This window comes from Leucobacter chironomi DSM 19883 (assembly GCF_000421845.1).
Taxonomy (GTDB): Bacteria; Actinomycetota; Actinomycetes; order Actinomycetales; family Microbacteriaceae; genus Leucobacter; species Leucobacter chironomi.
In genome coordinates this window covers 224,586-246,920 of the sequence record NZ_ATXU01000002.1, presented here as the reverse complement: position 1 = coordinate 246,920, position 22,335 = coordinate 224,586, and the positions used below count along the sequence as shown (strand labels likewise).

General features: G+C 70.1%; 19 protein-coding genes. 12 read left to right on the top strand and 7 right to left on the bottom strand.

The window, feature by feature from the left end; genetic code table 11:
* Positions 1-48 precede the first annotated feature (48 nt).
* From H629_RS0103020 to H629_RS14415, 3 genes are all read right to left on the bottom strand, one after another.
* On the bottom strand, positions 49-459 hold the full coding sequence (locus tag H629_RS0103020) for a VOC family protein (RefSeq protein WP_024355881.1): 411 nt from the start codon (positions 457-459) through the stop codon (positions 49-51).
* A gap of 202 nt (positions 460-661) precedes the next feature.
* Positions 662-1,420 carry a hypothetical protein gene (locus tag H629_RS0103015; protein ID WP_024355880.1) on the bottom strand — a complete coding sequence of 253 codons (759 nt, stop codon included), beginning with the start codon at positions 1,418-1,420 and terminating at the stop codon, positions 662-664.
* Complete coding sequence (locus H629_RS14415; protein ID WP_024355879.1) at positions 1,417-2,064, bottom strand: hypothetical protein; 648 nt, start codon at positions 2,062-2,064, stop codon at positions 1,417-1,419. Before H629_RS14415 ends, H629_RS0103015 begins: the two co-directional genes overlap by 4 nt.
* Positions 2,065-2,237: 173 nt before the next feature.
* Here H629_RS14415 and uvrA point away from each other — a divergent pair, with 173 nt between their 5' ends.
* The 9 genes from uvrA to H629_RS0102965 all read left to right on the top strand — a co-directional run bounded on the left by uvrA (position 2,238) and on the right by H629_RS0102965 (position 12,626).
* Entirely contained in the window at positions 2,238-5,156 is a 2,919-nt protein-coding gene (gene uvrA, locus H629_RS0103005; protein ID WP_029746516.1) for an excinuclease ABC subunit UvrA, read from the top strand.
* Entirely contained in the window at positions 5,153-7,183 is a 2,031-nt protein-coding gene (gene uvrC, locus H629_RS0103000; protein WP_024355877.1) for an excinuclease ABC subunit UvrC, read from the top strand. Before uvrA ends, uvrC begins: the two co-directional genes overlap by 4 nt.
* Positions 7,180-8,058, top strand: coding sequence for an RNase adapter RapZ (rapZ, locus tag H629_RS0102995; protein ID WP_024355876.1), 879 nt, complete (start codon positions 7,180-7,182; stop codon positions 8,056-8,058). The genes uvrC and rapZ overlap by 4 nt, the downstream gene beginning before the upstream one ends.
* 52 nt (positions 8,059-8,110) lie before the next feature.
* The gene (gene whiA / locus H629_RS0102990; protein WP_024355875.1) at positions 8,111-9,091 is read left to right on the top strand and encodes a DNA-binding protein WhiA; all 981 of its coding nucleotides are present in this window, start codon (positions 8,111-8,113) and stop codon (positions 9,089-9,091) included.
* A 116-nt stretch (positions 9,092-9,207) separates the two neighbouring features.
* Positions 9,208-9,825 (top strand): superoxide dismutase, encoded by a 618-nt coding sequence (locus tag H629_RS0102985; RefSeq protein WP_024355874.1) that lies wholly within the window; start codon positions 9,208-9,210, stop codon positions 9,823-9,825.
* Positions 9,826-9,837: 12 nt separating this feature from the next.
* Positions 9,838-11,040, top strand: a complete 1,203-nt coding sequence (locus H629_RS0102980) for a phosphoglycerate kinase (RefSeq protein ID WP_024355873.1) — start codon at positions 9,838-9,840, stop codon at positions 11,038-11,040.
* Positions 11,037-11,834, top strand: coding sequence for a triose-phosphate isomerase (tpiA, locus tag H629_RS0102975; protein WP_024355872.1), 798 nt, complete (start codon positions 11,037-11,039; stop codon positions 11,832-11,834). The genes H629_RS0102980 and tpiA overlap by 4 nt, the downstream gene beginning before the upstream one ends.
* Before the next feature lie 96 nt (positions 11,835-11,930).
* Entirely contained in the window at positions 11,931-12,179 is a 249-nt protein-coding gene (secG, locus tag H629_RS0102970; protein WP_024355871.1) for a preprotein translocase subunit SecG, read from the top strand.
* 84 nt (positions 12,180-12,263) lie between these two features.
* Positions 12,264-12,626 (top strand): RNA polymerase-binding protein RbpA, encoded by a 363-nt coding sequence (locus H629_RS0102965; RefSeq protein WP_024355870.1) that lies wholly within the window; start codon positions 12,264-12,266, stop codon positions 12,624-12,626.
* Positions 12,627-12,702: 76 nt separating this feature from the next.
* On the opposite strand, the gene H629_RS0102960 is transcribed toward H629_RS0102965, so the two are convergent.
* Genes H629_RS0102960 through tkt form a run of 3 tightly spaced genes read right to left on the bottom strand, consistent with a single transcriptional unit; the run spans position 12,703 to position 17,497 of the window.
* Positions 12,703-14,271: a glucose-6-phosphate isomerase gene (locus tag H629_RS0102960; RefSeq protein ID WP_024355869.1), complete on the bottom strand. Its 1,569-nt coding sequence runs from the start codon at positions 14,269-14,271 to the stop codon at positions 12,703-12,705.
* Between the two features lie 32 nt (positions 14,272-14,303).
* Positions 14,304-15,404, bottom strand: a complete 1,101-nt coding sequence (tal, locus tag H629_RS0102955) for a transaldolase (RefSeq protein ID WP_024355868.1) — start codon at positions 15,402-15,404, stop codon at positions 14,304-14,306.
* Positions 15,401-17,497 carry a transketolase gene (tkt, locus tag H629_RS0102950; RefSeq protein WP_024355867.1) on the bottom strand — a complete coding sequence of 699 codons (2,097 nt, stop codon included), beginning with the start codon at positions 17,495-17,497 and terminating at the stop codon, positions 15,401-15,403. The genes tal and tkt overlap by 4 nt, the downstream gene beginning before the upstream one ends.
* Positions 17,498-17,580: 83 nt before the next feature.
* On the opposite strand from tkt, the gene H629_RS0102945 reads away from it, so the two are divergent.
* Entirely contained in the window at positions 17,581-18,519 is a 939-nt protein-coding gene (locus tag H629_RS0102945) for a heme o synthase (RefSeq protein WP_024355866.1), read from the top strand.
* A 141-nt stretch (positions 18,520-18,660) separates the two neighbouring features.
* Positions 18,661-19,635, top strand: a complete 975-nt coding sequence (locus tag H629_RS14410; protein WP_024355865.1) for a hypothetical protein — start codon at positions 18,661-18,663, stop codon at positions 19,633-19,635.
* A gap of 41 nt (positions 19,636-19,676) precedes the next feature.
* Here the strand turns inward: H629_RS14410 and H629_RS0102935 are convergent, their stop codons facing one another.
* Complete coding sequence (locus H629_RS0102935) at positions 19,677-20,666, bottom strand: COX15/CtaA family protein (protein ID WP_024355864.1); 990 nt, start codon at positions 20,664-20,666, stop codon at positions 19,677-19,679.
* 250 nt (positions 20,667-20,916) lie between these two features.
* Here H629_RS0102935 and sufB point away from each other — a divergent pair, with 250 nt between their 5' ends.
* A complete protein-coding gene (gene sufB / locus H629_RS0102930; protein ID WP_024355863.1) occupies positions 20,917-22,335 on the top strand; it encodes a Fe-S cluster assembly protein SufB in 1,419 nt (472 codons plus the stop codon).

Below are 22,335 nucleotides of genomic sequence, written 5' to 3'. Positions count from 1 at the left end.
CGCTGCGACCATTCGCGGGTCAATGCCCGAGGGCGGGGGCCGACGGGCTCAGGCGGGGTCTGAGGGGAGCGGCGCGTAGAGGTCGATCGAGTTGCCGTCGGGGTCGAGCACGGTCGCGTAGCGCTGGCCCCAGGGTGCATCCCAGGGTGCGGTGTGCGCAGCCTCCGGATACCGGTCCACGAGTTCGGCGTAAGCGCGGTCGACCTCAGCGGGGCTTTCCGCGCGGCAGGCGAAGCCGATCCGACCGCCGCCGGGCGCGGGAAGTTCGAAATCGGGCATGAAGCTCTGAATCGTCGAGACCGGATCCCAGGCGAGCGTCATCCCGCCCGGCAAAGCGGCCTCCGCATGAGGTGCATCTTCCTGGCCTGCGGGGATGTCCACCCCGAGAGCGCGGTAGAACGCGAGCGAGGCCGGCAGGTCGGCCGTGACGATGGCGATGAAGTCGAATTTCAGGGTCATAGGGGCCAGCGTACGCGCCGCACCGCGCGGGCCGATAGAACGAATCGGACGCGCACGGCGTCAGCGACCGGCGCCAGATTTCACCGACATCCCTCGGGCGGCTGCTCGCGCACGTGCGAGCCAGCACCGGGAGCGACCGGGATCGGGGAGGCCTGTCGGCCCCCTGCCCCAGACCACTGACATTCATCGCGCCGAGCCTGCATCACAGCACGAGATAACCGTAGCGCTCCGCGATCCGGTCGATGACGCCGATGAGTTCATCCCGGCCGAGGGGCAGCAGCGCCGCCGGATGCCTGGGAAGCGCGTCGGCGGCGCCCGCCCAGAGTGCGACCACCCGCGCATCGGGCACGAGCGACGACGCGGACACCACGCCGTCGAGCTCGGGGTAGCGCTGCGCGATCGCGCGCGCCCACGCACGGGACCGCTCGCGATCACCGGAGGAGATCGCCGCATTGCCGCCGGCGACCGTGATCCAATCGCTGTCCGAGAGGTCGAGCAGGCGCAGCGGCCGCGTCGCCTCGAACGCCGCGAGAGTGGGGGAGCCGTCGCGCAGGCGGATCATGCGCTGCGCCTGGAACACTTCCAGCAGGGCGGCGGCGAAGGCTCCGCCGACCGCGCCCCGCGGCGGCCCCGAGACGGCGCTCGCTCCGGACCTCGCCGGACCGCCGACAGCCTCGCCGACCCGCCCGGCTTCGGCTTCGGCTTCGGCTTCGGCTTCGGCTTCGAGCACGCCGTACAGCACTCCGACGCCCTCGTGCTCGCCCACGGGCAGCGGGTGGGGGTCGAAGCGCCCGTCGAGCGGCCCGAAGGTGCGGAACTCGTGCCACGCGACGGGGTGGGCACCGCCAGCGCGGAAGATGCGCGCGATCAGTGTTCCAGTCGGCACGCTCAGCACCCAGCCCGGGTCGGCGTCGAGCTCGGGGAAGCGGGCCGGATCCGGCGCCGGCAGCTGCTCGCTCACGGCAGCCGGTTCAGCGCGTCGTCGACGGCGGCCGCGGCGAGGGCCGGATCCCCTCCCTGGGCCAGCCACTCGAACGGCGCGAGCTCTTCGCCGTCGACCCGCAGGCGCATCGCGGGGGAGGTGAGCACCCGTTCGACGAGGGGGAGCGGGGTGCCCGCCGGGATCGCGGGAGCGACCCCCGACCAGCCGGGCAGTTCTCGCCCGTCGAGGAACTGGAACGAGGGCAGGTGCCAGCCGTCGCTCCGGCGCTGGGCGAGCAGTGTGCGCGCCGCGCAGCGCTGCCGCACCCGGGCCGGGGTGACTCCGATCATCTCGGCGGCCTCGCCGACGGTGAGGCCGCGCTCGGCCTGCTGCCGCTCCCACAGCCGGCTGCGCCGCGTGGCGGGCAGCGAGCTGGGCTGCTGCATCTCGGCCTCGGTCACGCCGAGCCGTTCGAGCACCGCGGTCTCGGCGCCCGTCAGCGCGCGCACATCGGCGCGCTGGTGCGCGAGGATGTCGGCGAGGAGCTCTTCGGCGATGTCGAGGTGCTCGTCTTCGAGCTGGGTGATGAGCGCGGTGAGGCGATCGCGACGCGGCTGCGCGGCGCCGCCGCGATCGTCTCGGCCCTCGCGCGGACCGCGGGCGGGGAGCTGGGCGATCGACATGGCGACTCCTTTTGTCTACTTGCGTCAATAATACCCGAAAGGACCCGGGATGGGGAAGTGCGCCCGCGGCGAAATCACCGAGACCACTCGTACACACGTTCGAATTTTCAGCCCCCGCGGCATAGGATGGATCAGTGACTTCGAACAGCGCCGCACCCACCAGCACCAGCCAGATCCGGTCGTCCGCCGCGCACGCCCAGATCAGCGTGCAGGGCGCCCGGGTGCACAATCTGCAGAACCTCGACCTCTCGATCCCGCGCGACTCGATGGTCGTCTTCACCGGACTGTCGGGCAGCGGCAAGTCGAGCCTCGCCTTCGACACGATCTTCGCCGAGGGCCAGCGCCGCTACGTCGAATCGCTCAGCGCCTACGCCCGGCAGTTCCTCGGCCAGGTCGACCGCCCCGACGTCGACTTCATCGAGGGCCTGAGCCCCGCCGTCTCGATCGACCAGAAGTCGACCAACCGCAACCCGCGAAGCACCGTCGGCACCATCACCGAGATCTACGACTACATGCGCCTGCTCTGGGCACGCGTGGGCGTGCCCCACTGCGCCGTCTGCGGTGAGCGCATCGAATCGCAGACCGTGCAGCAGATCGCCGACCGGCTCATGGAGCTCCCCGAGCGCACCCGCTACCAGGTGCTCGCACCGGTCGTCAGCAAGAAGAAGGGCGAGTTCGTCGACCTCTTCCAGGACCTCGCCGCCGCCGGCTACTCCCGAGCGCTCGTCGACGGCGAGCTCGTGCAGCTGAGCGACCCGCCCAAGCTCAAGAAGCAGATCAAGCACGACATCTCCGTCGTCGTCGATCGCCTCGTGGCCGGCCCCGAGATGCTGGGCCGACTCACCGACTCCCTCGAAACCGCGCTGCGGCTCGCCGGCGGCATCGTCGCAATCGACTTCGTCGACCGCAAGGCCGGCGACGAGGATCGCACTCGGCTCTTCTCCGAGCATCTGAGCTGCCCCAACCAGCATCCCGTGCAGCTCACCGAGATCGAGCCGCGCACCTTCTCCTTCAACGCGCCGTTCGGCGCCTGCTCCGCCTGCTCCGGACTGGGCACGAGCATGTCGGTCGACGAAGATCTCGTGCTCGGCGATCCCGCGCTCTCCATCACCGAGGGCGTCATCGTGCCGTGGACGAGCCAGGGCAAGAGCCTCTACCAGTACTACGAGAAGCTGCTGACCGGCCTCTCCAAGGATCTCGGCTTCTCGCTCGACACCCCGTGGGCCGAGCTCGACGAAGACGTGCACGCCGCCGTGCTCTACGGCAACAACTTCAAGGTCAACGTGCGCTGGAAGAACCGATTCGGCCGCGAGGTGAAGTACTCCAGCGGCTTCGAGGGCGTGATCCCCTTCATCGAGCGCCAGTACGCCGAAGCCGAGAGCGACACGAAGCGCGACCGCTGGCAGGAGTTCCTGCGCGAGGTGCCCTGCCACGCCTGCCACGGCCAGCGGCTCAAGCCCGAGGTGCTCGCGGTCACCGTGAACGGCGAGTCGATCTCCGGCGTCACCGAGTTCAGCCTCACCGACGCGAAGCGCTTCTTCGACGAGGTGATCCTCACCGAGCGCGAGGCGCGCATCGCCGCGCAGGTGCTGCGCGAGATCAGGCTGCGCTTCGACTTCCTCATCGAGGTCGGCCTCGGCTACCTCACCCTCGCACGCGCCGCGGGCACCCTCTCCGGCGGTGAGGCGCAGCGGATCCGCCTCGCGACCCAGATCGGCTCCGGCCTCACCGGCGTGCTCTACGTGCTCGACGAACCGAGCATCGGCCTGCACCAGCGCGACAACCGCCGCCTCATCGAGACCCTCATCAAGCTGCGCAACCTGGGCAACACCCTGATCGTGGTGGAGCACGACGAGGAGACCATCGAGGCCGCCGACTGGATCGTCGACATCGGCCCCGGCGCCGGTGTCGAGGGCGGCACCGTCGTGCACTCGGGGGAGTACCGCGAACTGCTCGAGAACCGCGCCTCCATCACCGGCGACTACCTCGCCGGCCGGCGCAGCATCGCCACCCCGAAGAAGCGCCGCAAGCGCGACCGCAAGCGCGAGCTCACCGTGGTCGGGGCGCGCTCCAACAATCTGCAGAACGTCGACGCCGTGTTCCCCCTCGGCGTCATGACCGCGGTCACCGGCGTCTCCGGCTCCGGCAAGTCGACGCTCGTCAACGACATCCTCTACCGGGTGCTCGCGAACCAGCTCAACGGCGCCCGCCTCGTGCCGGGCAAGCACACCCGCGTCACCGGCCTCGAACACCTCGACAAAGTGGTGCACGTTGACCAGGCCCCCATCGGGCGCACGCCCCGTTCCAACCCCGCTACCTATACCGGCGTGTTCGACAAGATCCGCAACCTCTTCGCAGACACCCCCGAGGCGAAGACCCGTGGCTACCTGCCCGGCCGCTTCAGCTTCAACGTCAAGGGCGGCCGCTGCGAGGCCTGCTCCGGCGACGGCACCCTGAAGATCGAGATGAACTTCCTGCCCGACGTCTACGTGGCCTGCGAGGCCTGCGGCGGCAAGCGCTACAACCGCGAGACGCTGCAGGTGCGCTACAAGGGCAAGAACATCTCCGAGGTGCTCGAAATGCCGATCGCCGAGGCCGAGGAGTTCTTCCGCCCCATCTCGTCGATCCACCGCTACATGAAGACGCTCGTCGACGTGGGCCTCGGCTACGTGCGCCTCGGCCAGAGCGCCACCACCCTCAGCGGCGGCGAAGCGCAGCGCGTCAAGCTCGCCACCGAGCTGCAGAAGCGCTCGAACGGCCGCAGCATCTACGTGCTCGACGAGCCCACCACGGGCCTCCACTTCGAAGACGTGCGCAAGCTGCTGCTCGTACTCAACGGCCTCGTCGACAAGGGCAACACGGTCATCACGATCGAGCACAACCTCGACGTGATCCGCAGCGCAGACTGGGTCATCGACCTCGGTCCCGAGGGCGGATCGGGCGGCGGCACGATCCTCGCGACCGGCACCCCCGAGCAGCTCGCCAAGCACCCCGAGAGCCACACCGGCCGATTCCTCGCCGAAGTGCTCGACGGGTGGGCCGCGAAGTCGGCGCGCGCCCTCGAAGCGACCGCCGCGAAGGCGTCGGCTTGATCCAGCCCGTCGACAACCGCGCCGCGTTCCGGCCGGCCCAGGGCGAGATCCCCACCAGCCCCGGCGTCTACCGGTTCAGCGACAGGCACGGGCGCGTGCTCTACATCGGCAAGGCGAAGAACCTCCGCGCGCGACTCTCCAACTACTTCCAGCCGCTGCACTCGCTGATGCCGCGCACCCGCACCATGCTGACGCTCGCGGCGAAGGTCGACTGGACGGTGGTCGCGACCGACACCGAGTCACTCGTGCTCGAACACACCTGGATCACCGAGTTCAAGCCGCCCTTCAACGTGCAGTTCAAGGACGACAAGACCTACCCCTACCTCGCCGTCACACTGCGCGAGGAGGCGCCGCGGCTCATCATCACGCGCAACGAGCGGATCCGAGGCGCCCGCTACTTCGGCCCGTACCCGAAGGTGTGGGCGCTGCGCGAGACCACGCAGCTGCTGCAGCGGGCCTTCCCGATCCGCACCTGCAACGACGCCGACTACAAGCGCGCGATGCAGAGCGGCCGTCCCTGCCTCGCCGGGCAGATCGGCCGCTGCCACGGCCCCTGCTCCCACCTCATCACCGTCGAAGCGCACCGCGAGCGCGTGAACGAGCTCGTGGCCTTCCTCGCCGGCGGCGACACCCGGCATCTGCGCGAACTGCAGCGCGCGATGCGCGACGCCGCGGCCGAGCAGCGGTACGAGGACGCCGCCCGGATGCGGGACCAGGCGCAGGCCGTCGAACACGTCATGGAGAAGAACGCCGTCGTGCTCGGCACCGGCTCGAAGCTCGACGTGAATCTCGACGTGTTCGGCCTGCGCAGCGACGAGCTCGCCGCGGCCGCGCACCAGTTCATCATCCGTGAGGGCCGCATCCGCGGAGAGCGCAGCTGGATCGTCGACGTCGAACTCGACGGCTCACCGGCGAAGCTGCTGGAGCAGGTGATCCAGTCGGCCTACGACGGCGAACGGGAGCCCCCGCCCGAGATCCTCGTGCCGCTGCTGCCCGAGAACACCCCCGCGCTCGAAGAGGCCCTGAGCGCGCAGCGGCCCCGCCGCGGGCGGGTCCGGGTGCGAGTGCCCGAACGGGGCGACAAGGCGCAGCTCATGGATCGCGCCGTGCTGAACGCGGGGGAGAACCTCATCAGGCACAAGCTCAAGCGGGCGGCGGATCTCACGGCCCGCACCGACGCCCTCGCCGAGCTGCAGCAGGCCCTCGGCATGGACGAGCCCCCGCTGCGCATCGAGTGCATCGACGTGTCGCATCTGCAGGGCACCGGCGTCGTCGCATCGCTGGTGGTCTTCGAAGACGGGCTGCCCGCGAAGGGCGCCTACCGCAAGTACCGCATCGAGCAGACCAGCGACGACACCGACTCGATCCACCAGGTCGTCTCCCGCCGGGCTGCGCAGCTCAACGCCGCCCGCGAAGCCGGGGAGCAGCCCAGCGGCGTCTACCGCGACCGGCCCCAGCTCCTCATCGTCGACGGCGGCGAACCCCAGGTGCGGGCCGCGGCGCGCGCACTCGACGCCGCCGGGATCACCGACGTCGCGCTGTGCGGGATCGCGAAGCGCCTCGAAGAGATCTGGCTGCCGCACGACCCGTTCCCCGTCATCCTGCCGCGCACGAGCGAGGCGCTGTTCCTCGTGCAGCGCGTGCGCGACGAGGCCCACCGCTTCGCCATCACCTTCCAGCGGCAGCGCCGCAGCACCTCGATCGCCAGCCGCCTCTCCGAGATCCCCGGCCTCGGTCCGAAGCGCGTGCAGGGGCTGCTCAAGCACTTCGGCTCCGTCACCAGGTTGCGCGCCGCCTCGCACGACGAACTCGCGTCCGCCCCCGGCCTCGGGCCGAAACTCGCCGAGCAGATCCTCGCCCACCTCGCCTCCTCCGACAGCGCGGCGACCGAGCCCGCAGCCGAGCCGGCGCCCGAGTCGGCAGCTGCAGAACCGGGCTCACCGGCTGCGGCTAAACTTGAGGCACCGAACGATGAGGCATCAGCGGGCGCGCCCCAGGGAGCGCCAGACGAGGGGAACACGGCGTGAACGAGCAGGTATCCGGACAGGAAATCCTCATCGTCACGGGCATGTCCGGGGCCGGGCGCAGCACGGTCGCGAACACGCTCGAAGACCTGGGCTGGTACGTCGTCGACAACCTGCCCCTCTCGATGCTGAAGACCCTCGCCGACATGGCCGACCGCTCCGGCGGGGCGCTGCCGCGCATCGTCGCCGTGGTCGACGTGCGCGGACGCGACCTCTTCGCCGAGATTCAGGACGTCATCGACGAGCTGCGCGAGTCGGCGACCGTGCGCGTCGTCTTCCTCGACGCGACCGACGAGATCCTCGTGCGCCGCTACGAGTCGGTGCGCCGCCCGCACCCGCTGCAGGGGGAGGCCGGCAGCCTGCTCGAAGGCATCCGCCTCGAACGCGAGCGCCTGCAGGAGCTGCGCGCCTCCAGCGACGTGGTGATCGACACCTCCCGCTACAACGTGCACGACCTCTCGACCGCCACCCGGGATCTCTTCTCCGACGACAACACGCCCGGCCTGCAGCTCTCCGTGCTGAGCTTCGGCTTCAAGTACGGCGCCCCCACCGACGTCGACCTCATGGTGGACATGCGCTTCCTGCCCAACCCCTTCTGGATCCCCGAGCTGCGCCCCCTGACGGGCGTCGACCCCGAGGTGAAGGACTACGTGCTGAGCCGCGACGGCGCCGACCAGTTCCTCGACCACTACGTCGCCGCCCTCGCCCCCGTGCTGGCCGGTTTCCAGCGGGAGAACAAGCGGCACGCCTCACTCGCGGTAGGGTGTACCGGCGGCAAGCACCGCTCGGTCGCGACGGCCCGCGAGCTCGCCGACCGCCTCGCCGGCCTGCCGGGTGTGAGCGTCAGCCTGCGCCACCGCGACCTCGGCCGCGAGTAGCCCGCGCGTCGCAGCGCCCCCTCAACCCTCATTCTCCGAAAGGATCTGATTCGTGCTGTCTACTCCCGAGGTGAAGAGCGAACTCGTACGGTTCCCGGTGCAGCGCACCGGTGAGCGCGTCGCCGAGGTCGCCACGATTCTGCGTCTCGCGGGCGGCCTGCACACGATCTCGGGTCGCATCGCACTCGAAGCCGAACTGCACACCCCGCAGATCGTGCAGCGGGTGCGCAAGGATCTCGCCGAGCTCTACGGCGTGCGCTCGGAGGCGAAGCAGCTGCCGCCGTCGAGCACCCGGCCCGGCGCCCCCCAGTTCCTCGTGCGCGTGCTCGACGGCGAGACGCTCGCCCGTCAACTCGGCCTGCTCGACCAGCGGCGCCGCCAGATCCGCGGCCTGCCGAACCGCCTCACGACCGGCGCTCAGGCCGAGCTCGCGGCGATCTGGCGCGGCGCGTTCCTCGCCCGCGGCGGCATCACCGCGCCCGGCCGATCCGCCTCCCTCGAGATCGTGTGCCCCACCAGCGAGGTGACGATGGCGCTCGTGGGCGCTGCGAGCCGCATCGGGATCGAGGCGAAGAGCCGCGAGATCCGCGGCCAGAACAAGGTCATGATCCGCGACAGCGAGGCCATCGGCGAGATGCTCGGCGCGATGGGCGCGCAGCAGGCGCGCTCCGCGTGGGACGAACTGCGCCGTGCCCGGGAGACCCGCGCCACCGCGAACCGGCTCGTGAACTTTGACGACGCCAACCTGCGACGCTCGGCCCAGGCCTCCGTCGCGGCATGCGCCCGTGTCGAACGAGCGCTCGAGATCCTCGGCGAGGGCGTGCCGGAGCACCTGCACTACGCGGGGCAACTGCGCCTCGCGCACCGCGAGGCGAGCCTCGACGACCTCGGCACCCGCGCCGATCCGCCACTCACGAAGGACGCCGTCGCGGGTCGCATCCGACGTCTGCTCGCGATGGCCGACAAGGAGGCCGAGGCCCGCGGGATCCCCGGCACCGAGGCCAGCCTGCCGGAAGAGCTCGACTCGATGTGACCGACGCGCCTCGGCGCGTCAACCCCCTCCGGCCCGGATCGATTCTCCGCCATTTCCGGGCGCCGGAGCCCTAGACTTGAACCGTCAACTGTCGAACGCAGAGATTGGAGCGCCTCATGGCCGCCTATTCACTCCCCGAGCTTCCCTACGATTACGCCGCGCTCGAGCCGCACATCAGCGGCAAGATCATGCAGTTGCACCACGACAAGCACCACCAGGCCTACGTGACCGGTGCGAACACCGCCCTCGAGCAGCTGGCCGAGGCCCGCGACGCCGAGAACCTCGCCGCCGTCAACAAGCTGGAGAAGGATCTCGCCTTCAACCTCGGCGGTCACGTCAACCACACCATCTTCTGGAACAACCTCTCGCCCGAGGGCGGGGAGCGCCCCGAGGGTGAGCTTTCCGCCGCGATCGACGAGTTCTTCGGCTCGTTCGAGAAGTTCCAGGCCCACTTCACGGCCACCGCGCTGGGCGTGCAGGGCTCCGGCTGGGCCGTGCTCGCGTGGGATGCGCTGGGCCAGCGCCCCAACATCGTGCAGCTCTTCGACCAGCAGGGCAACCTGCCCGCGGGCACCGTGCCGCTGCTCATGCTCGACGTGTGGGAGCACGCCTACTACCTCGACTACCTCAACGTGCGCGCCGACTACGTGAAGGCGTTCTGGAACATCGCCAACTGGCAGGATGTGGCCCGCCGCTTCGAGGCCGCCCGCTCGCAGACCCCCGGCCTGATCTGAGCCCCGCCCGGCATGCGCACCATCGAATCACTGGGAGACCTGCGCTCCCGCACCGTCATCGTCCGCTGCGATCTGAACGTTCCGCTGTCCGACGGCGTCATCACCGATGACGGCCGGATCCGCGCCTCGCTCTCCACGATCCGCGAACTCCGCGATGCGGGGGCGAAAGTCGTCCTCATCAGCCACCTCGGCCGGCCGAAGGGCGAACCCGAAGCCCGCTACTCGCTGAAGCCCGTGGCGGTGCGCATGTCGGAGCTGCTCGGCGCCCCCGTCGAGTTCGTCGACGAGACTGTCGGCGCCCACGCGTCGGCGGCGGTCGCCGCACTCGACGACGGCGACGTCGTGCTGCTCGAGAACCTGCGCTTCAACGCGGGGGAGACCAGCAAGGACGACGCCGAACGGCGCGCCTTCGCCGAGCGGATCGCTGAGCTCGGCGACGCCTTCGTGTCCGACGGCTTCGGCGTGGTGCATCGCCGCCAGGCGAGCGTGACCGACCTCGCCGAGGTGCTGCCGAGCGCTGCCGGGCGTCTCGTCGCGGCCGAGCTCGAGGTGCTGCAGCGCCTCACCGTCGACCCGGCGCGCCCCTACACGGTGGTGCTCGGCGGTTCGAAGGTCTCCGACAAGCTCGGGGTCATCTCCCACCTCCTCGAGCGCGTCGACACGCTGCTCGTCGGCGGCGGCATGCTGTTCACCTTCCTCGCGGCCCAGGGCCACGCCGTCGCGGCGAGCCTGCTGGAGCAGGATCAGCTCGACACCGTCCGCGGCTACCTCGCCGAGGCCGAGAAGCGCGGTGTGCGGATCGTGCTGCCCACCGACGTGGTCGTGGCGGAGGCCTTCGCGGCCGACGCCGCCCACGAGGTCGTGCCCGCCGACGCCATCGAGTCGTCGAGCTTCGGCGACGCCGGCATCGGCCTCGACATCGGCCCCGACTCCGCCGCCGCGTTCGCCGAGGTGATCGCCGAATCCGCGACCGTTTTCTGGAACGGCCCCATGGGCGTCTTCGAGATGGAGGCCTTCGCAGCGGGCACCCGCGCCGTCGCGAAGGCGCTCACCGAGAACGACGGCTTCACCGTCGTCGGCGGCGGCGACTCGGCCGCCGCGGTGCGCGCCCTCGGATTCTCGGACGACCAGTTCGGCCACATCTCGACTGGCGGCGGTGCGAGCCTCGAATTCCTCGAAGGCAAGCCGCTTCCCGGACTGGAGGTGCTCGCGTGACCGCGAACGCTCAGCGCACCCCGCTCATCGCCGGCAACTGGAAGATGAACCTGGATCACCTCCAGGCCATCGCCCTGGTGCAGAAGGTCTCCTGGGCGCTCAAGGACGTCAAGCACGACTACAGCAGCACGGAGGTGGCGGTGTTCCCGCCGTTCACCGACCTGCGCTCCGTGCAGACCCTGGTCGCGGCCGACAAGCTGTCGCTTGTGCTCGGCGCCCAGGACGTCTCGCCGCACGAGGCCGGCGCCTACACCGGCGACGTCTCGGCCCAGATGCTCGGCAAGCTCGACGTGCACTACGTGCTCGTGGGCCACTCCGAACGTCGGCATGGCCACGGCGAGAGCGACGAGCTCGTGGGCAGGAAGGCCCTCGCCGCCCACCGCGCCGGCATGGTGCCGATGATCTGCGTCGGCGAGACCGCCGAAGACCTCGAGCAGCACGGCGCCGCGGCGATTCCGCTGGCCCAGCTGGCGGCCGCCCTCGCACCGCTGCCCCGCGACGCCGAGTTCGTGATCGCCTACGAGCCCGTCTGGGCGATCGGCAGCGGCCAGGCCGCCACCCCCGAGCAGGCTCAGGAGGTCGCGAAGGCCATCCGCGAGTCGCTGCGCGAACTCTGCGGCGACGAACGCGCCGACGCCACGCGCGTGCTCTACGGCGGATCCGTGTCGAGCCAGAACGTGGCCGGCTTCATGCGCCAGCCCGACGTCGACGGCGCGCTCGTCGGCGGGGCGAGCCTGAAGTCTGACGAGTTCACCCGCATCATCCAGTTCAAGAAGCACGTCACCGGCTCCTGAGCGCCGGCGCCGGGTGCGCCGCACCCGGCGCCCAGCTCGCGAGCGGTATACTAGACGTCGGCCTCCCGCGCCCTCAACCCCTGAAAGGTGACCTGCGTGCTCATCCTCAAGATCGCCCTGATCGTCATCCTCGTGATCACGAGCCTGCTGCTCACCCTGTTCATCCTGCTGCACAAGGGCCGCGGCGGAGGCCTCTCCGACATGTTCGGCGGCGGCGTGACCTCGAGCCTCGGCTCGTCGGGCGTCGCTGAGCGCAACCTCAACCGCATCACCGTCGTCGTATCGCTGGTGTGGGTCGCGTCGATCGTGGGTCTCGGGCTGCTTGCCCGCTTCTCGGTGGTCTGATCCTCGGACCCCAGACGGAGCCGGTGTCTCGTCGAGAATGCACGGCGCCCCGATCTTCGCAGTTCTGTAGCAGAAAGGTATCCATTGCCAGGCAGTAACGCCATTCGCGGCGCCCGCGTCGGATCCGGCCCCATGGGGGAGAAGGACCACGGAGCGCGCGCCGAACGTATTCAGATCTCCTACTGGGATGCGCTCGGCAACGAGACGATCCGCTATTTCGCGGCCGACGTCTCCACCGACGAGATCCCCGAGCAGATCGACTCGCCCACGACCGGCCTCCCGGCCGGGCGCGACCGCGAGAACCCGCCGCAGCTCCTCAAGAACGAGCCGTACAAGACGCACCTCGCCTACGTGAAGGAGCGCCGCACGCCCGAGGAGGCCGACGAACTGCTCGAGGCGGCGCTGCAGAAGCTGCGCGCCCGTCGCGGCACCGCGAAGTCGGTGTAGCGCTCGCACCTCGTTCAACGACGAAGCCCCGGTCCACTCGGACCGGGGCTTCGTCGTATTCGTCGTGCGCGGGCGCTCAGAGCGCGGCGAGCAGCGCGTCGATGACGGAGCGGTCGTCGGCGGCGAGCGTCACCGCGATAACCGGCCGGCCCCGCTCCGCGAGCACCTCCCGGTCGCCGCGGGCCTGCGCTGCGATGAGCACTCCGAAGCCCTCAGAACCGGGGATCGGCACCTCCGGGGCGCCGGTGTCTCCGATCTGCAGGAACGCGCCGAGCGCCGGCCCGCCCTTGTGGAGCTGCCCGACGGAGTGCAGGTAGCTCGGACCGAAGCCGAGGGAGGTGGGCACGCCGAGCTGCGAGGCGAGACGGTCGCGCAGTTCGCTCAGAGCCTCCGCGATCTCGCCCTGCGGATCGACGTAGGCCTGGATCGCGAGGTAGCCGCCGGCGGGAACGGACTCCCGCAGACGGCGCAGGATCTCGGCGGTCGGCGGCGCAGTCGGAGCCGGCGGCGCCGAGCCGTCGGCCTCGGCGAGCGCGGCGCGCGCCGCGACCTTCGCCGCTTCGACATCGGGCTGATCGAAGGGGTCGATGCCCATGAGCCGCCCGAGCAGCGCCGTGGCGGTCTCCCACAGCAGCAGCTGCGCGCCCAGCGGCGCGGCGACGACGATGCCGCGGTCGGGGGAGCCGGGCTGCACCGAACCGTCGGCCACGTTCACCACCACCGCCTGCGGCGGCACCTCGCGAAACTCGGGGGCCTCAGGGTGCAGCGCGATCGGCAGCACGCCGTGCCCCTCCTTGCCGGTCGATTCGGCGACGAGCTGCTCGATCCAGCTGCCGAGCCCCCAGCGGGCGTTCGCGGCCTCGCCCACCACGAGCACGAAGCGCTGCGGCAGGCCCGCGGCGATCGCCGCCGCGAGACGCACCGCCGGGTTCGCGGCGTCGTCGCGCGCAAGCGTCGCGCGCACCGTCTCCGCCTCGTCCACGAGACGCCGGAGATCGACGCCGGCGAGGCCGGAGGGCACGAGGCCGAAAGCCGTGAGCGCCGAGAAGCGCCCGCCGACCTCCGGGTCGGCGTTGAACACGCGCCGGCCCACCGCGCGCGACTCCTCGTCGAGGGGGGAGCCGGGATCGGTGACGATCACCACGCGCGAGGCCGGATCGATGCCCGCCTCGCGGAACGCCCGCTCGAAGGTCGCGAGGTGGCTGCGGGTCTCGATGGTGCTGCCCGACTTCGAACTCACCACGACCGCCGTGCGGGCGAGATCGCCGGACAGCGCCCGCGCCAAGACCGCCGGATGGGTCGAGTCGATCATCGTCAGCTCGACGCCCGCCCAGCGAGCGAGCACGGCGGGAGCGAGGCTCGATCCGCCCATGCCGCACAGCACGATCCGGTCGACGCCGTCACGCGCGAACTCCTCGCGCAGCGACTCGATGCCGGGGATCAGCAGCTCAGCCGCGGGAGCGAAGTCGGTCCACCCCAGCCGGATCGAGGCCTCGGCCTCGGCTTCGGCGCCCCACAGGCCGGCGTCGTGCGCGAACAGCCGGCTCGCCGCGCGATCCCGCACGAGCGCGTCGACGAGTTCGCCGGCCCGCTCTCCGTTCGCCTGCGCGACGTCGTCGCCGAACGCGATCCCGATCTCAACCATGGTGTGCACCCTCTTCCAAGCCCGCGCGGTCCCTACGCCGTCAGCGCCCGCGCCACGGTGCCGCAGAGCTCGTCCCACGAGGCCTCGAACTTCTGCAGCCCCTCCAGTTCGAGCTTCTCGGTGACCTCCGCGTAGTCGATGCCCTGCGCGTCGATCGCGTTGAGCAGCTGGTTCGACTCCAGGTACTCGGAGGTGACGGTCTCGCCGCGCACCTCGCCGTGGTCGGCGAAGGCGTTCAGCGTCGCCTCCGGCATCGTGTTGACAGTCTGCGGGGCGACGAGCTCCTCGACGTACAGGGTGTCGCGCAGCGACGGATCCTTCACACCGGTCGACGCCCAGAGCGGCCGCTGCGCGTTCGCCCCGAGGTCGAGCAGCAGGCGGGCCCGCTCGGTGGTGAAGGCCTGCTCGAACACCTCGTAGGCGAGACGCGCGTTCGCCACACCGGACTGGCCGGTGAGGGCGCGGGCATCCGCCGTGCCCACCGCGAGCAGGCGGGCGTCGATCTCGGTGTCGACGCGCGACACGAAGAACGACGCGACCGAGTGGATGCCCGACAGATCGTGGCCGGCGGCGCGGGCGCGCTCGAGCCCGGTGAGGTAGGCGTTGATGACCTGGCGGTAGCGCTCCAGGCTGAAGATGAGCGTCACGTTCACGCTGATGCCAGCGGCGACGGTCTCGGTGATGGCCTCCAGGCCTTCGATCGTCGCCGGGATCTTGATCATCGCGTTCGGGCGGTCGACCCTGGCCCACAGCTCGCGCGCCTGCGCCACGGTTCCCGCGGTATCGCGGGCGAGGCCCGGCTCCACCTCGATGGACACGCGGCCGTCGCGCCCGCCCGACTCGGCGTACACCTCGGCGAAGACATCGCAGGCGTCGGCGACGTCGGCGGTCGTGAGCTCGACGATGGTGGCCGCGACGTCGAGACCGCGTGCGGCGCACGCCGCGATCCGCTCGCCGTAGCCGATACCGCCGCCGATCGCACCGGCGAAGATCGTCGGGTTGGTGGTCACCCCGACCACGTCGTGGCTCGCGATCAGTGCCCGCAGCTCACCGCTGTCGAGCCGCGAGCGCGACAGATCGTCGAGCCAGATGCTGACGCCGGCTCGGCTGAGGGCGCGGGTCGACTCGCTCATCGCGCGACCTCTGCGAGGCTCTCCCTGGCCGCGTCCACGACGGCCTCCGTCGTGATACCGAACTCGCGGAACAGGGTCTCGTAGTCGGCGGAGGCGCCGAAGTGCTCGATCGACACCGAGCGGCCGCGATCGCCGACGTAGCGCTCCCAGCCGAGCGCGAGACCCGCCTCGACGCTGACGCGCGCGGCGACCGACGCCGGCAGCACGCTCTCGCGGTACTCGGCGCTCTGCTCGGCGAACCACTCCAGGCAGGGGGCGCTCACCACGCGCGCACCGACGCCGTCGGCGGCGAGCCGCTCGCGGGCCTCGACCGCCAGCTGCACCTCGGAGCCGGTCGCGATGAGCAGCACGTCGACCGAAGCGGTGGGGGAGTCGGCCAGCACGTAGGCGCCGCGGCGCACACCGTCTGCGGCCTCCTCCGGCGACGCGAACTCGCCGCCGCGGGGCAGCACGGGCACATTCTGGCGGGTGAGGGCGAGGCCGGTCGGGCCGGCGTGGCGGCTCAGCACCTCGTGCCAGGCGATCGCGGTCTCGTTCGCGTCGGCCGGGCGCACCATCGCCAGGTTCGGGATCGCGCGCAGCGAGGCGAGATGCTCGATCGGCTGGTGGGTGGGGCCGTCCTCGCCGAGGGCGATGGAGTCGTGCGTCCACACGAAGATGCTCGGCACGTTCATGAGCGCCGCGAGCCGCACGGCGGGGCGCATGTAGTCGGCGAACTGCAGGAAGGTGCCGCCGTAGCTGCGCGTCTTGCCGTGCAGCTGGATGCCGTTGAGGATCGCCGCCATCGCGTGCTCGCGGATGCCGAAGTGCAGCACGCGGCCGTAGGGGTCGCCCTGCCACGCCGAGGTGGACCGGCGGCTCGGCACGAACGAGGGGGCGCCGGGGATCGTGGTGTTGTTCGAACCGGCGAGATCCGCGGATCCGCCCCACAGCTCGGGCATGATCGGCCCGAGCGCGGCGAGCACCTTGCCGCTCGCGGAGCGCGTCGCGACGCTCTCCCCGGGCTCGAAGACCGGCAGCGCCTCGAACGCGCCCTCGGGCAGCTCGGCGGCTTCGAGACGATCCAGCAGCGCCTTGCGCTCGGGGTTGGCCGCCGCCCACGCGTCGAAGGAGCGCTGCCACTCGGCGCGCTTCTCCGCGCCGCGATCCACAGCCTTGCGGGTGTGCGCGATCACCTCGGGGGCGACCGCGAAGTGCTGCTCGGGATCGAAGCCGAGCGCGCGCTTCAGGCCCGCGAGCTCCTCGCCGCCCAGCTTCGAGCCGTGGATGCCGCCCGTGTTCTGCTTGCCGGGGGAGGGCCAGCCGATGATCGTCTTCAGGATGATGAGACTGGGCTTGCCCGTCTCGGCCTTCGCCGCCTCGATCGCGGCGTTCAACTCGACGAGGTCTTCGACGTACTCGCCCGTCTTCTTCCAGTCGACCTCGATGACCTGCCAGCCGTACGATTCGTAGCGCTGCGCGACGTCCTCGGAGAAGGAGATGTCGGTGTCGTCCTCGATCGAGATCTGGTTGGAGTCGTAGACGGCGATGAGGTTGCCGAGCTCCTGGTGACCGGCGAGGCTCGAAGCCTCGGCGGTCACGCCCTCCTGCAGGTCGCCGTCGCCGGCGACGACGTAGACGAAGTGGTCGAAAGGGCTGGTGCCGGGCGCGGCCTCGGGATCGAAGAGGCCGCGCTCGTAGCGGGCCGCGTAGGCGAAGCCCACGGCAGAGGCGAGGCCCTGGCCGAGGGGGCCCGTGGTGATCTCAACGCCGGCGGTGTGGCCGTACTCGGGGTGCCCGGGGGTCTTCGAACCCCAGGTGCGCAGCGCCTGCAGATCCTCGAGCTCCAGCCCGTAGCCGCCCATGTAGAGCTGCACGTACTGGGTGAGGGAGGAGTGGCCCACCGACAGGATGAAGCGGTCGCGGCCGATCCACTCGGCGTCGGCGGGGTCGTGGCGCATCACCCGCTGATGCAGCAGATAGGCGAGGGGCGCCAGGCTGATGGCGGTGCCCGGGTGGCCGTTGCCCACCTTCTCGACCGCGTCAGCCGCCAGCACCCGCGCGGTGTTCACCGCGAGATCATCGAGCTCGTCCCACTGCAGTTCGTTTCCCAAGAGTCACCTTTCGACGGGAAGAATCCGAGCGCGTTCGCGCACACCTCAACAATCCTACGGCAGCCGGGGTAGCATAGAGGGTGATGTCCACCGAGATCTCAGCCCAGTCGCAGACCCCCGCGCGATCCGAGCAGCCCCGCCGCTCCTTCGGACGCGTCGTCAAGAACTACGTCGCACTCACGAAGCCGCGCGTCATGGAGCTGCTGCTGGTGGTGACGGTGCCGGCCATGATCCTGGCCGAGCAGGGGCTGCCCAACCTCTGGCTGGTGCTCGCGACGCTGATCGGCGGTGCGATGAGCGCCGGATCGGCGGGCGCCTTCAACTGCTACATCGACCGCGAGGCCGACCGCCTCATGCAGCGCACCAAGAACCGCCCACTCGTGACCGGTGAGATCTCCGACCGCAACGCGCTCGTGTTCGCCTGGGTGCTCGGCGTCGTGTCGATCGCGTGGCTCTGGGCGACCACCAACTGGCTGTCCGCGGTGCTCGGCGCCGCCGCCATCTTCACCTACGTGGTCGTCTACACGATGTGGCTCAAGGGCCGCAGCGAGCAGAACATCATCTGGGGCGGCATCGCGGGCTGCTTCCCCGTGCTCATCGGCTGGGCCGCGGTCACCGGTTCGCTCGACTGGCCCGCGTGGGTCTTCTTCGCCATCATCTTCCTCTGGACTCCGGCGCACTACTGGCCGCTGTCGATGCGCTACCGCGACGACTACGCCGCGGCCGGCGTCCCCATGCTCGGAGTGGTGCGGGGCCGCGCCACCGTCGGCCTGCAGGTGATCCTCTACACCTGGGCGACCGTCGCGTCGAGCCTGCTGCTCATCCCGGCGCCCGGCATCGGCTGGCTCTACACGGTCGTCGCACTGCTCTCGGGCGGCTACTTCATCGTGCAGGCGCACCGTCTCTACGGCAGCGCCATCCGCGGCCACGAGGGCAAGCCGATGCAGGTCTTCCACGGCTCGATCACCTACCTCTCGGTGCTCTCCCTCGCGATCGCGATCGATCCGCTGCTGCCCTTCTGATTCCCGCGCACCCCCGCCGAGTGGAGAAATTTCAGCCGGCTCACCTGCGTTCCGCCGAGATTTTCTCCTTTCGACCGCGAGCGCGTACGGGGTTCTGTGGATAACGCAGGGGCGAGGGTGTGAGGTCTGCAGAATGAGGGCATGGACTTCGAGACGCCCGCCGACCCGACCCGCAGGGGTCGCGCGTTCCTGGTGCGCGATGCCGTCCGATTCGGCTACGGGAAGGACACCTTCGACCATCCGCGCTGGCACAGCCCGTTTCCCGGGGTGAGATCCGCAACGCCGCTCGCCGACACACTGGCGGGTCGAGCGCTGCAGTACCTGCCGAGACTGCGCCCCCAGGAGCGCTTCAGCCACGCCACAGCGCTGGCCCTGTTCGACTGCCCGATCAGGGTGCCGGCTTCCGCCAAGGTCGATGTGTCCCGCCCGCGCGAGGCGGGCCGCATCGAATGCGCCGAGGTGACCGGGCATCGCCACCTCAGCCGGCAGGGCTACTTCTGCGCGGTGCCCGGCCACGAGGAGCGCATCCCGGTCTCGCAACCGCTCGAAGCCGTGCTGCAGTGCGCGCTGCAGCTCCCGTTTCCCGAGCTCGTGGTGGCGCTCGATCATCTGCTGCGACGCAACCCTCACAGATACGATGCGTTTCTGCAGGTGCAGCCTCAGCAGCTGCGGGAGTTCGCGGCGACGGCGACAGGCCGCGGCGTGGTGCGTTTTCGCGAGGCCGCCGCGCTCGCCCGCGTCGGTGCAGACTCACGGATGGAAACGCTGATGCGGCTCGCCTACGTTCGCGCCGGGGGAGGGGAACTGCTGCTGCAGCACGAGCTGCACACCGTCGCAGGGCAGTGGATCGGGCGCTTCGACGCGGCGGATGAGGAGATGCTCACCCTGTATGAGTTCGACGGGAGACAGCACCTCGACTCGCTCGCGCAGCGCAAGCGGGACGCGCGCAAACATCAGGAAGCGCGAGATGCGCAGTGGCGGATCATGGTGCTGTATAGCGAAGACCTGCTGCCGTCTCTGCATGAGGCGGGGAAGCGCATGCTCGCCTTCTGCGGACGCCCGGAACGGCGAATCCGCCCCGACTTAGCCCGCCTCCTCGACGAACGCTCTGCATAGCCCCACCGATACCCCCACCGAGTGGAGAAACTTCCGGCGTTTCACACGGCTTCTGCCGGGATTTCCTCCACTCGACCGCGGGGCCGCTTGAGCCGCAGCACCACCACGGTCATCGACGCAGCCGTGAGCGAGGCGAGCACCATGTGCACGCCGACCGCGAACGGCGGCAGGCCGTTGCGCGCCTGGTAGACGCCCACCAGGATCTGCACGAGCAGCACGCCCAGCAGCACGAAGCCCCAGGCGCGCGGCCGCAGGCGCTGCACCGTCGCCCAGACCACGAGCACCACGGTCAGCGCCAGCGCGGCGTAGCCCGGCCAGGCGTGCACGTGCGCCAGCAGCGAGGCGTCGAAGCCGTCGCGCACGACCCGGTCGTCGCCCGAATGCGGGCCGGCGCCGGTGGTGAGCACGCCCACGAAGATGCTGATCGCCATGACGAAGGTGGTGACGTGGGTGAGGATCGCGAACGATCGCGGCACCGCGAGCTCGCGAGGCAGCGGCGACTCGTACATGCGCACGAGGTAGGCGGCGGTGAGGCACACGAGCAGCAGCGACACGACGTAGTGGAACCCGACGAGGTTGGCGTTCAGGTGCAGCCACACGATGACGCCGCCCACCACCGCCTGCAGCAGCACGAGGCCCAGCACCAGCGTCGACAGCACCGCGAGATCGCGTCGCAGCCGTCGCTGCAGCTTGAGGTGCAGCCGCCAGCTCAGCACGACCACGAGCACGGCGAAGATCAGGATCGGGCCGCTGATCGTGCGGTTGCCGAACTCGATGAGGCCGTGGATGCCCAGCTCCGGGGTGGGGGTGAGCGACTCCGGGGTGCAGAGCGGCCACTCGCTGCAGCCGAGGCCCGAACCCGTCAGACGCACCGCGCCGCCCGTGCCGATGATGACCACGTTGAGCACGAACGAGACCCAGGCCGCGAAGCGCAGCAGCCCCGACGGCCGGGCGGCGCCTCCGACGACGCCGAAGTCCTTCCCGCGTGACCCGGATGCGGAAGTGGCGATCGAACTGCTCGGGGTGGACAACGAAGCTCCTCTCGGGCGCTTCCCGCGCACGGTTTCGCCGTGGGCGAGTCCCCGCCCGTTTTGGGCCGAAACCTGTAGAATGGGAAGCTGTGGTTGCGTACGGCGAGCCGTGGTCAGGTGCACAGCACCGGATCGGCTCCGTCCGAAGCCCAGACTACTGCACCGCTGCAGAGCCAGACCTGTGCGCTCGATTCGCTTCGCACGCTCACGCGGTCTGAGCTCGGCGAGACGAAGAATTGAGGGAGTGATCATGCCAGAGGTGTTGATCGACCGACCCGAGCTCGAAGGCTTGGGCCAGTACGAGTTCGGCTGGCACGACAGCGACGAGGCGGGCGCTACGGCGAAGCGCGGCCTCAGTGAGCAGGTCGTGCGCGAGATCTCGGCGCTGAAGAACGAGCCCGAGTGGATGCTGCAGCGGCGCCTCAAGGCGCTGCAGATCTTCGACCGGAAGCCGATGCCCGCGTGGGGCGCCGACCTCTCGGAGATCGACTTCGACAACATCAAGTACTTCGTGCGCTCCACCGAGAAGCAGGCCACCACCTGGGAGGAGCTGCCGGAGGAGATCAAGGAGACCTACGAGCGGCTCGGCATCCCCGAGGCAGAGCGCCAGCGCCTCGTCGCCGGCGTCGCCGCGCAGTACGAGTCCGAGGTCGTCTACCACCAGATCCGCGAGGACCTGGAGGCCCAGGGCGTGCTGTTCCTCGACACCGACACCGCGCTGCGCGAGCACCCGGAGATCTTCGAGCAGTACTTCGGCACGGTGATCCCGTCGGGCGACAACAAGTTCGCCGCCCTCAACACGGCCGTCTGGTCGGGCGGCTCCTTCGTGTACGTGCCGAAGGGCGTGCACGTCGAGATCCCGCTGCAGGCCTACTTCCGCATCAACACGGAGAACATGGGCCAGTTCGAGCGCACGCTCATCATCGCCGACGAGGACAGCTACGTCCACTACATCGAGGGCTGCACCGCTCCGATCTACCAGAGCGACTCGCTGCACTCGGCCGTCGTCGAGATCATCGTGAAGAAGAACGCCCGCGTGCGCTACACGACGATCCAGAACTGGTCCACGAACGTCTACAACCTGGTGACCAAGCGCGCGATCGCGGAAGAGGGCGCCACCATGGAGTGGGTCGACGGCAACATCGGCTCCAAGGTCACCATGAAGTACCCGTCGATCTACCTGACCGGCGAGCACGCCAAGGGCGAGACCCTCTCGGTCGCGTTCGCCGGCCCCGGCCAACACCAGGACGCGGGCGCCAAGATGATCCACCTCGCGCCGCACACCAAGTCGTCGATCCTCTCGAAGTCGATCGCGCGCGGCGGCGGCCGCACCGGCTACCGCGGCGAGGTGCGCGTGGAGGCGAACGCCCACCACGCCGCCAACTCGGTGGTCTGCGACGCCCTGCTCGTCGACACGATCTCGCGCAGCGACACCTACCCCGCGATCGACATCCGCACCGACGACGCCACCCTCGCGCACGAGGCGACCGTCACCCGCGTCAGCGAGGACCAGCTCTTCTACCTCATGAGCCGCGGGCTCTCCGAGGAGGAGGCGATGGCCATGATCGTGCGCGGCTTCATCGAGCCCATCGCACGCGAGCTGCCCATGGAGTACGCGCTCGAACTGAATAAGCTCATCGAGATGAGCATGGAAGGATCCGTCGGTTAA

Bases quoted from the DNA above. Each gene is read 5' to 3' on its own strand.
- H629_RS0102980 (WP_024355873.1), top strand. From the start codon at position 9,838: ATGCGCACCATCGAATCACTGGGAGACCTGCGCTCCCGCACCGTCATC.
- H629_RS14415 (WP_024355879.1), bottom strand. From the start codon at position 2,064: ATGTCGATCGCCCAGCTCCCCGCCCGCGGTCCGCGCGAGGGCCGAGAC.
- H629_RS14410 (WP_024355865.1), top strand. From the start codon at position 18,661: ATGGACTTCGAGACGCCCGCCGACCCGACCCGCAGGGGTCGCGCGTTC.
- H629_RS0103020 (WP_024355881.1), bottom strand. From the start codon at position 459: ATGACCCTGAAATTCGACTTCATCGCCATCGTCACGGCCGACCTGCCG.
- sufB (WP_024355863.1), top strand. From the start codon at position 20,917: ATGCCAGAGGTGTTGATCGACCGACCCGAGCTCGAAGGCTTGGGCCAG.
- H629_RS0102985 (WP_024355874.1), top strand. From the start codon at position 9,208: ATGGCCGCCTATTCACTCCCCGAGCTTCCCTACGATTACGCCGCGCTC.
- H629_RS0102960 (WP_024355869.1), bottom strand. From the start codon at position 14,271: ATGGTTGAGATCGGGATCGCGTTCGGCGACGACGTCGCGCAGGCGAAC.
- H629_RS0102945 (WP_024355866.1), top strand. From the start codon at position 17,581: ATGTCCACCGAGATCTCAGCCCAGTCGCAGACCCCCGCGCGATCCGAG.
- tal (WP_024355868.1), bottom strand. From the start codon at position 15,404: ATGAGCGAGTCGACCCGCGCCCTCAGCCGAGCCGGCGTCAGCATCTGG.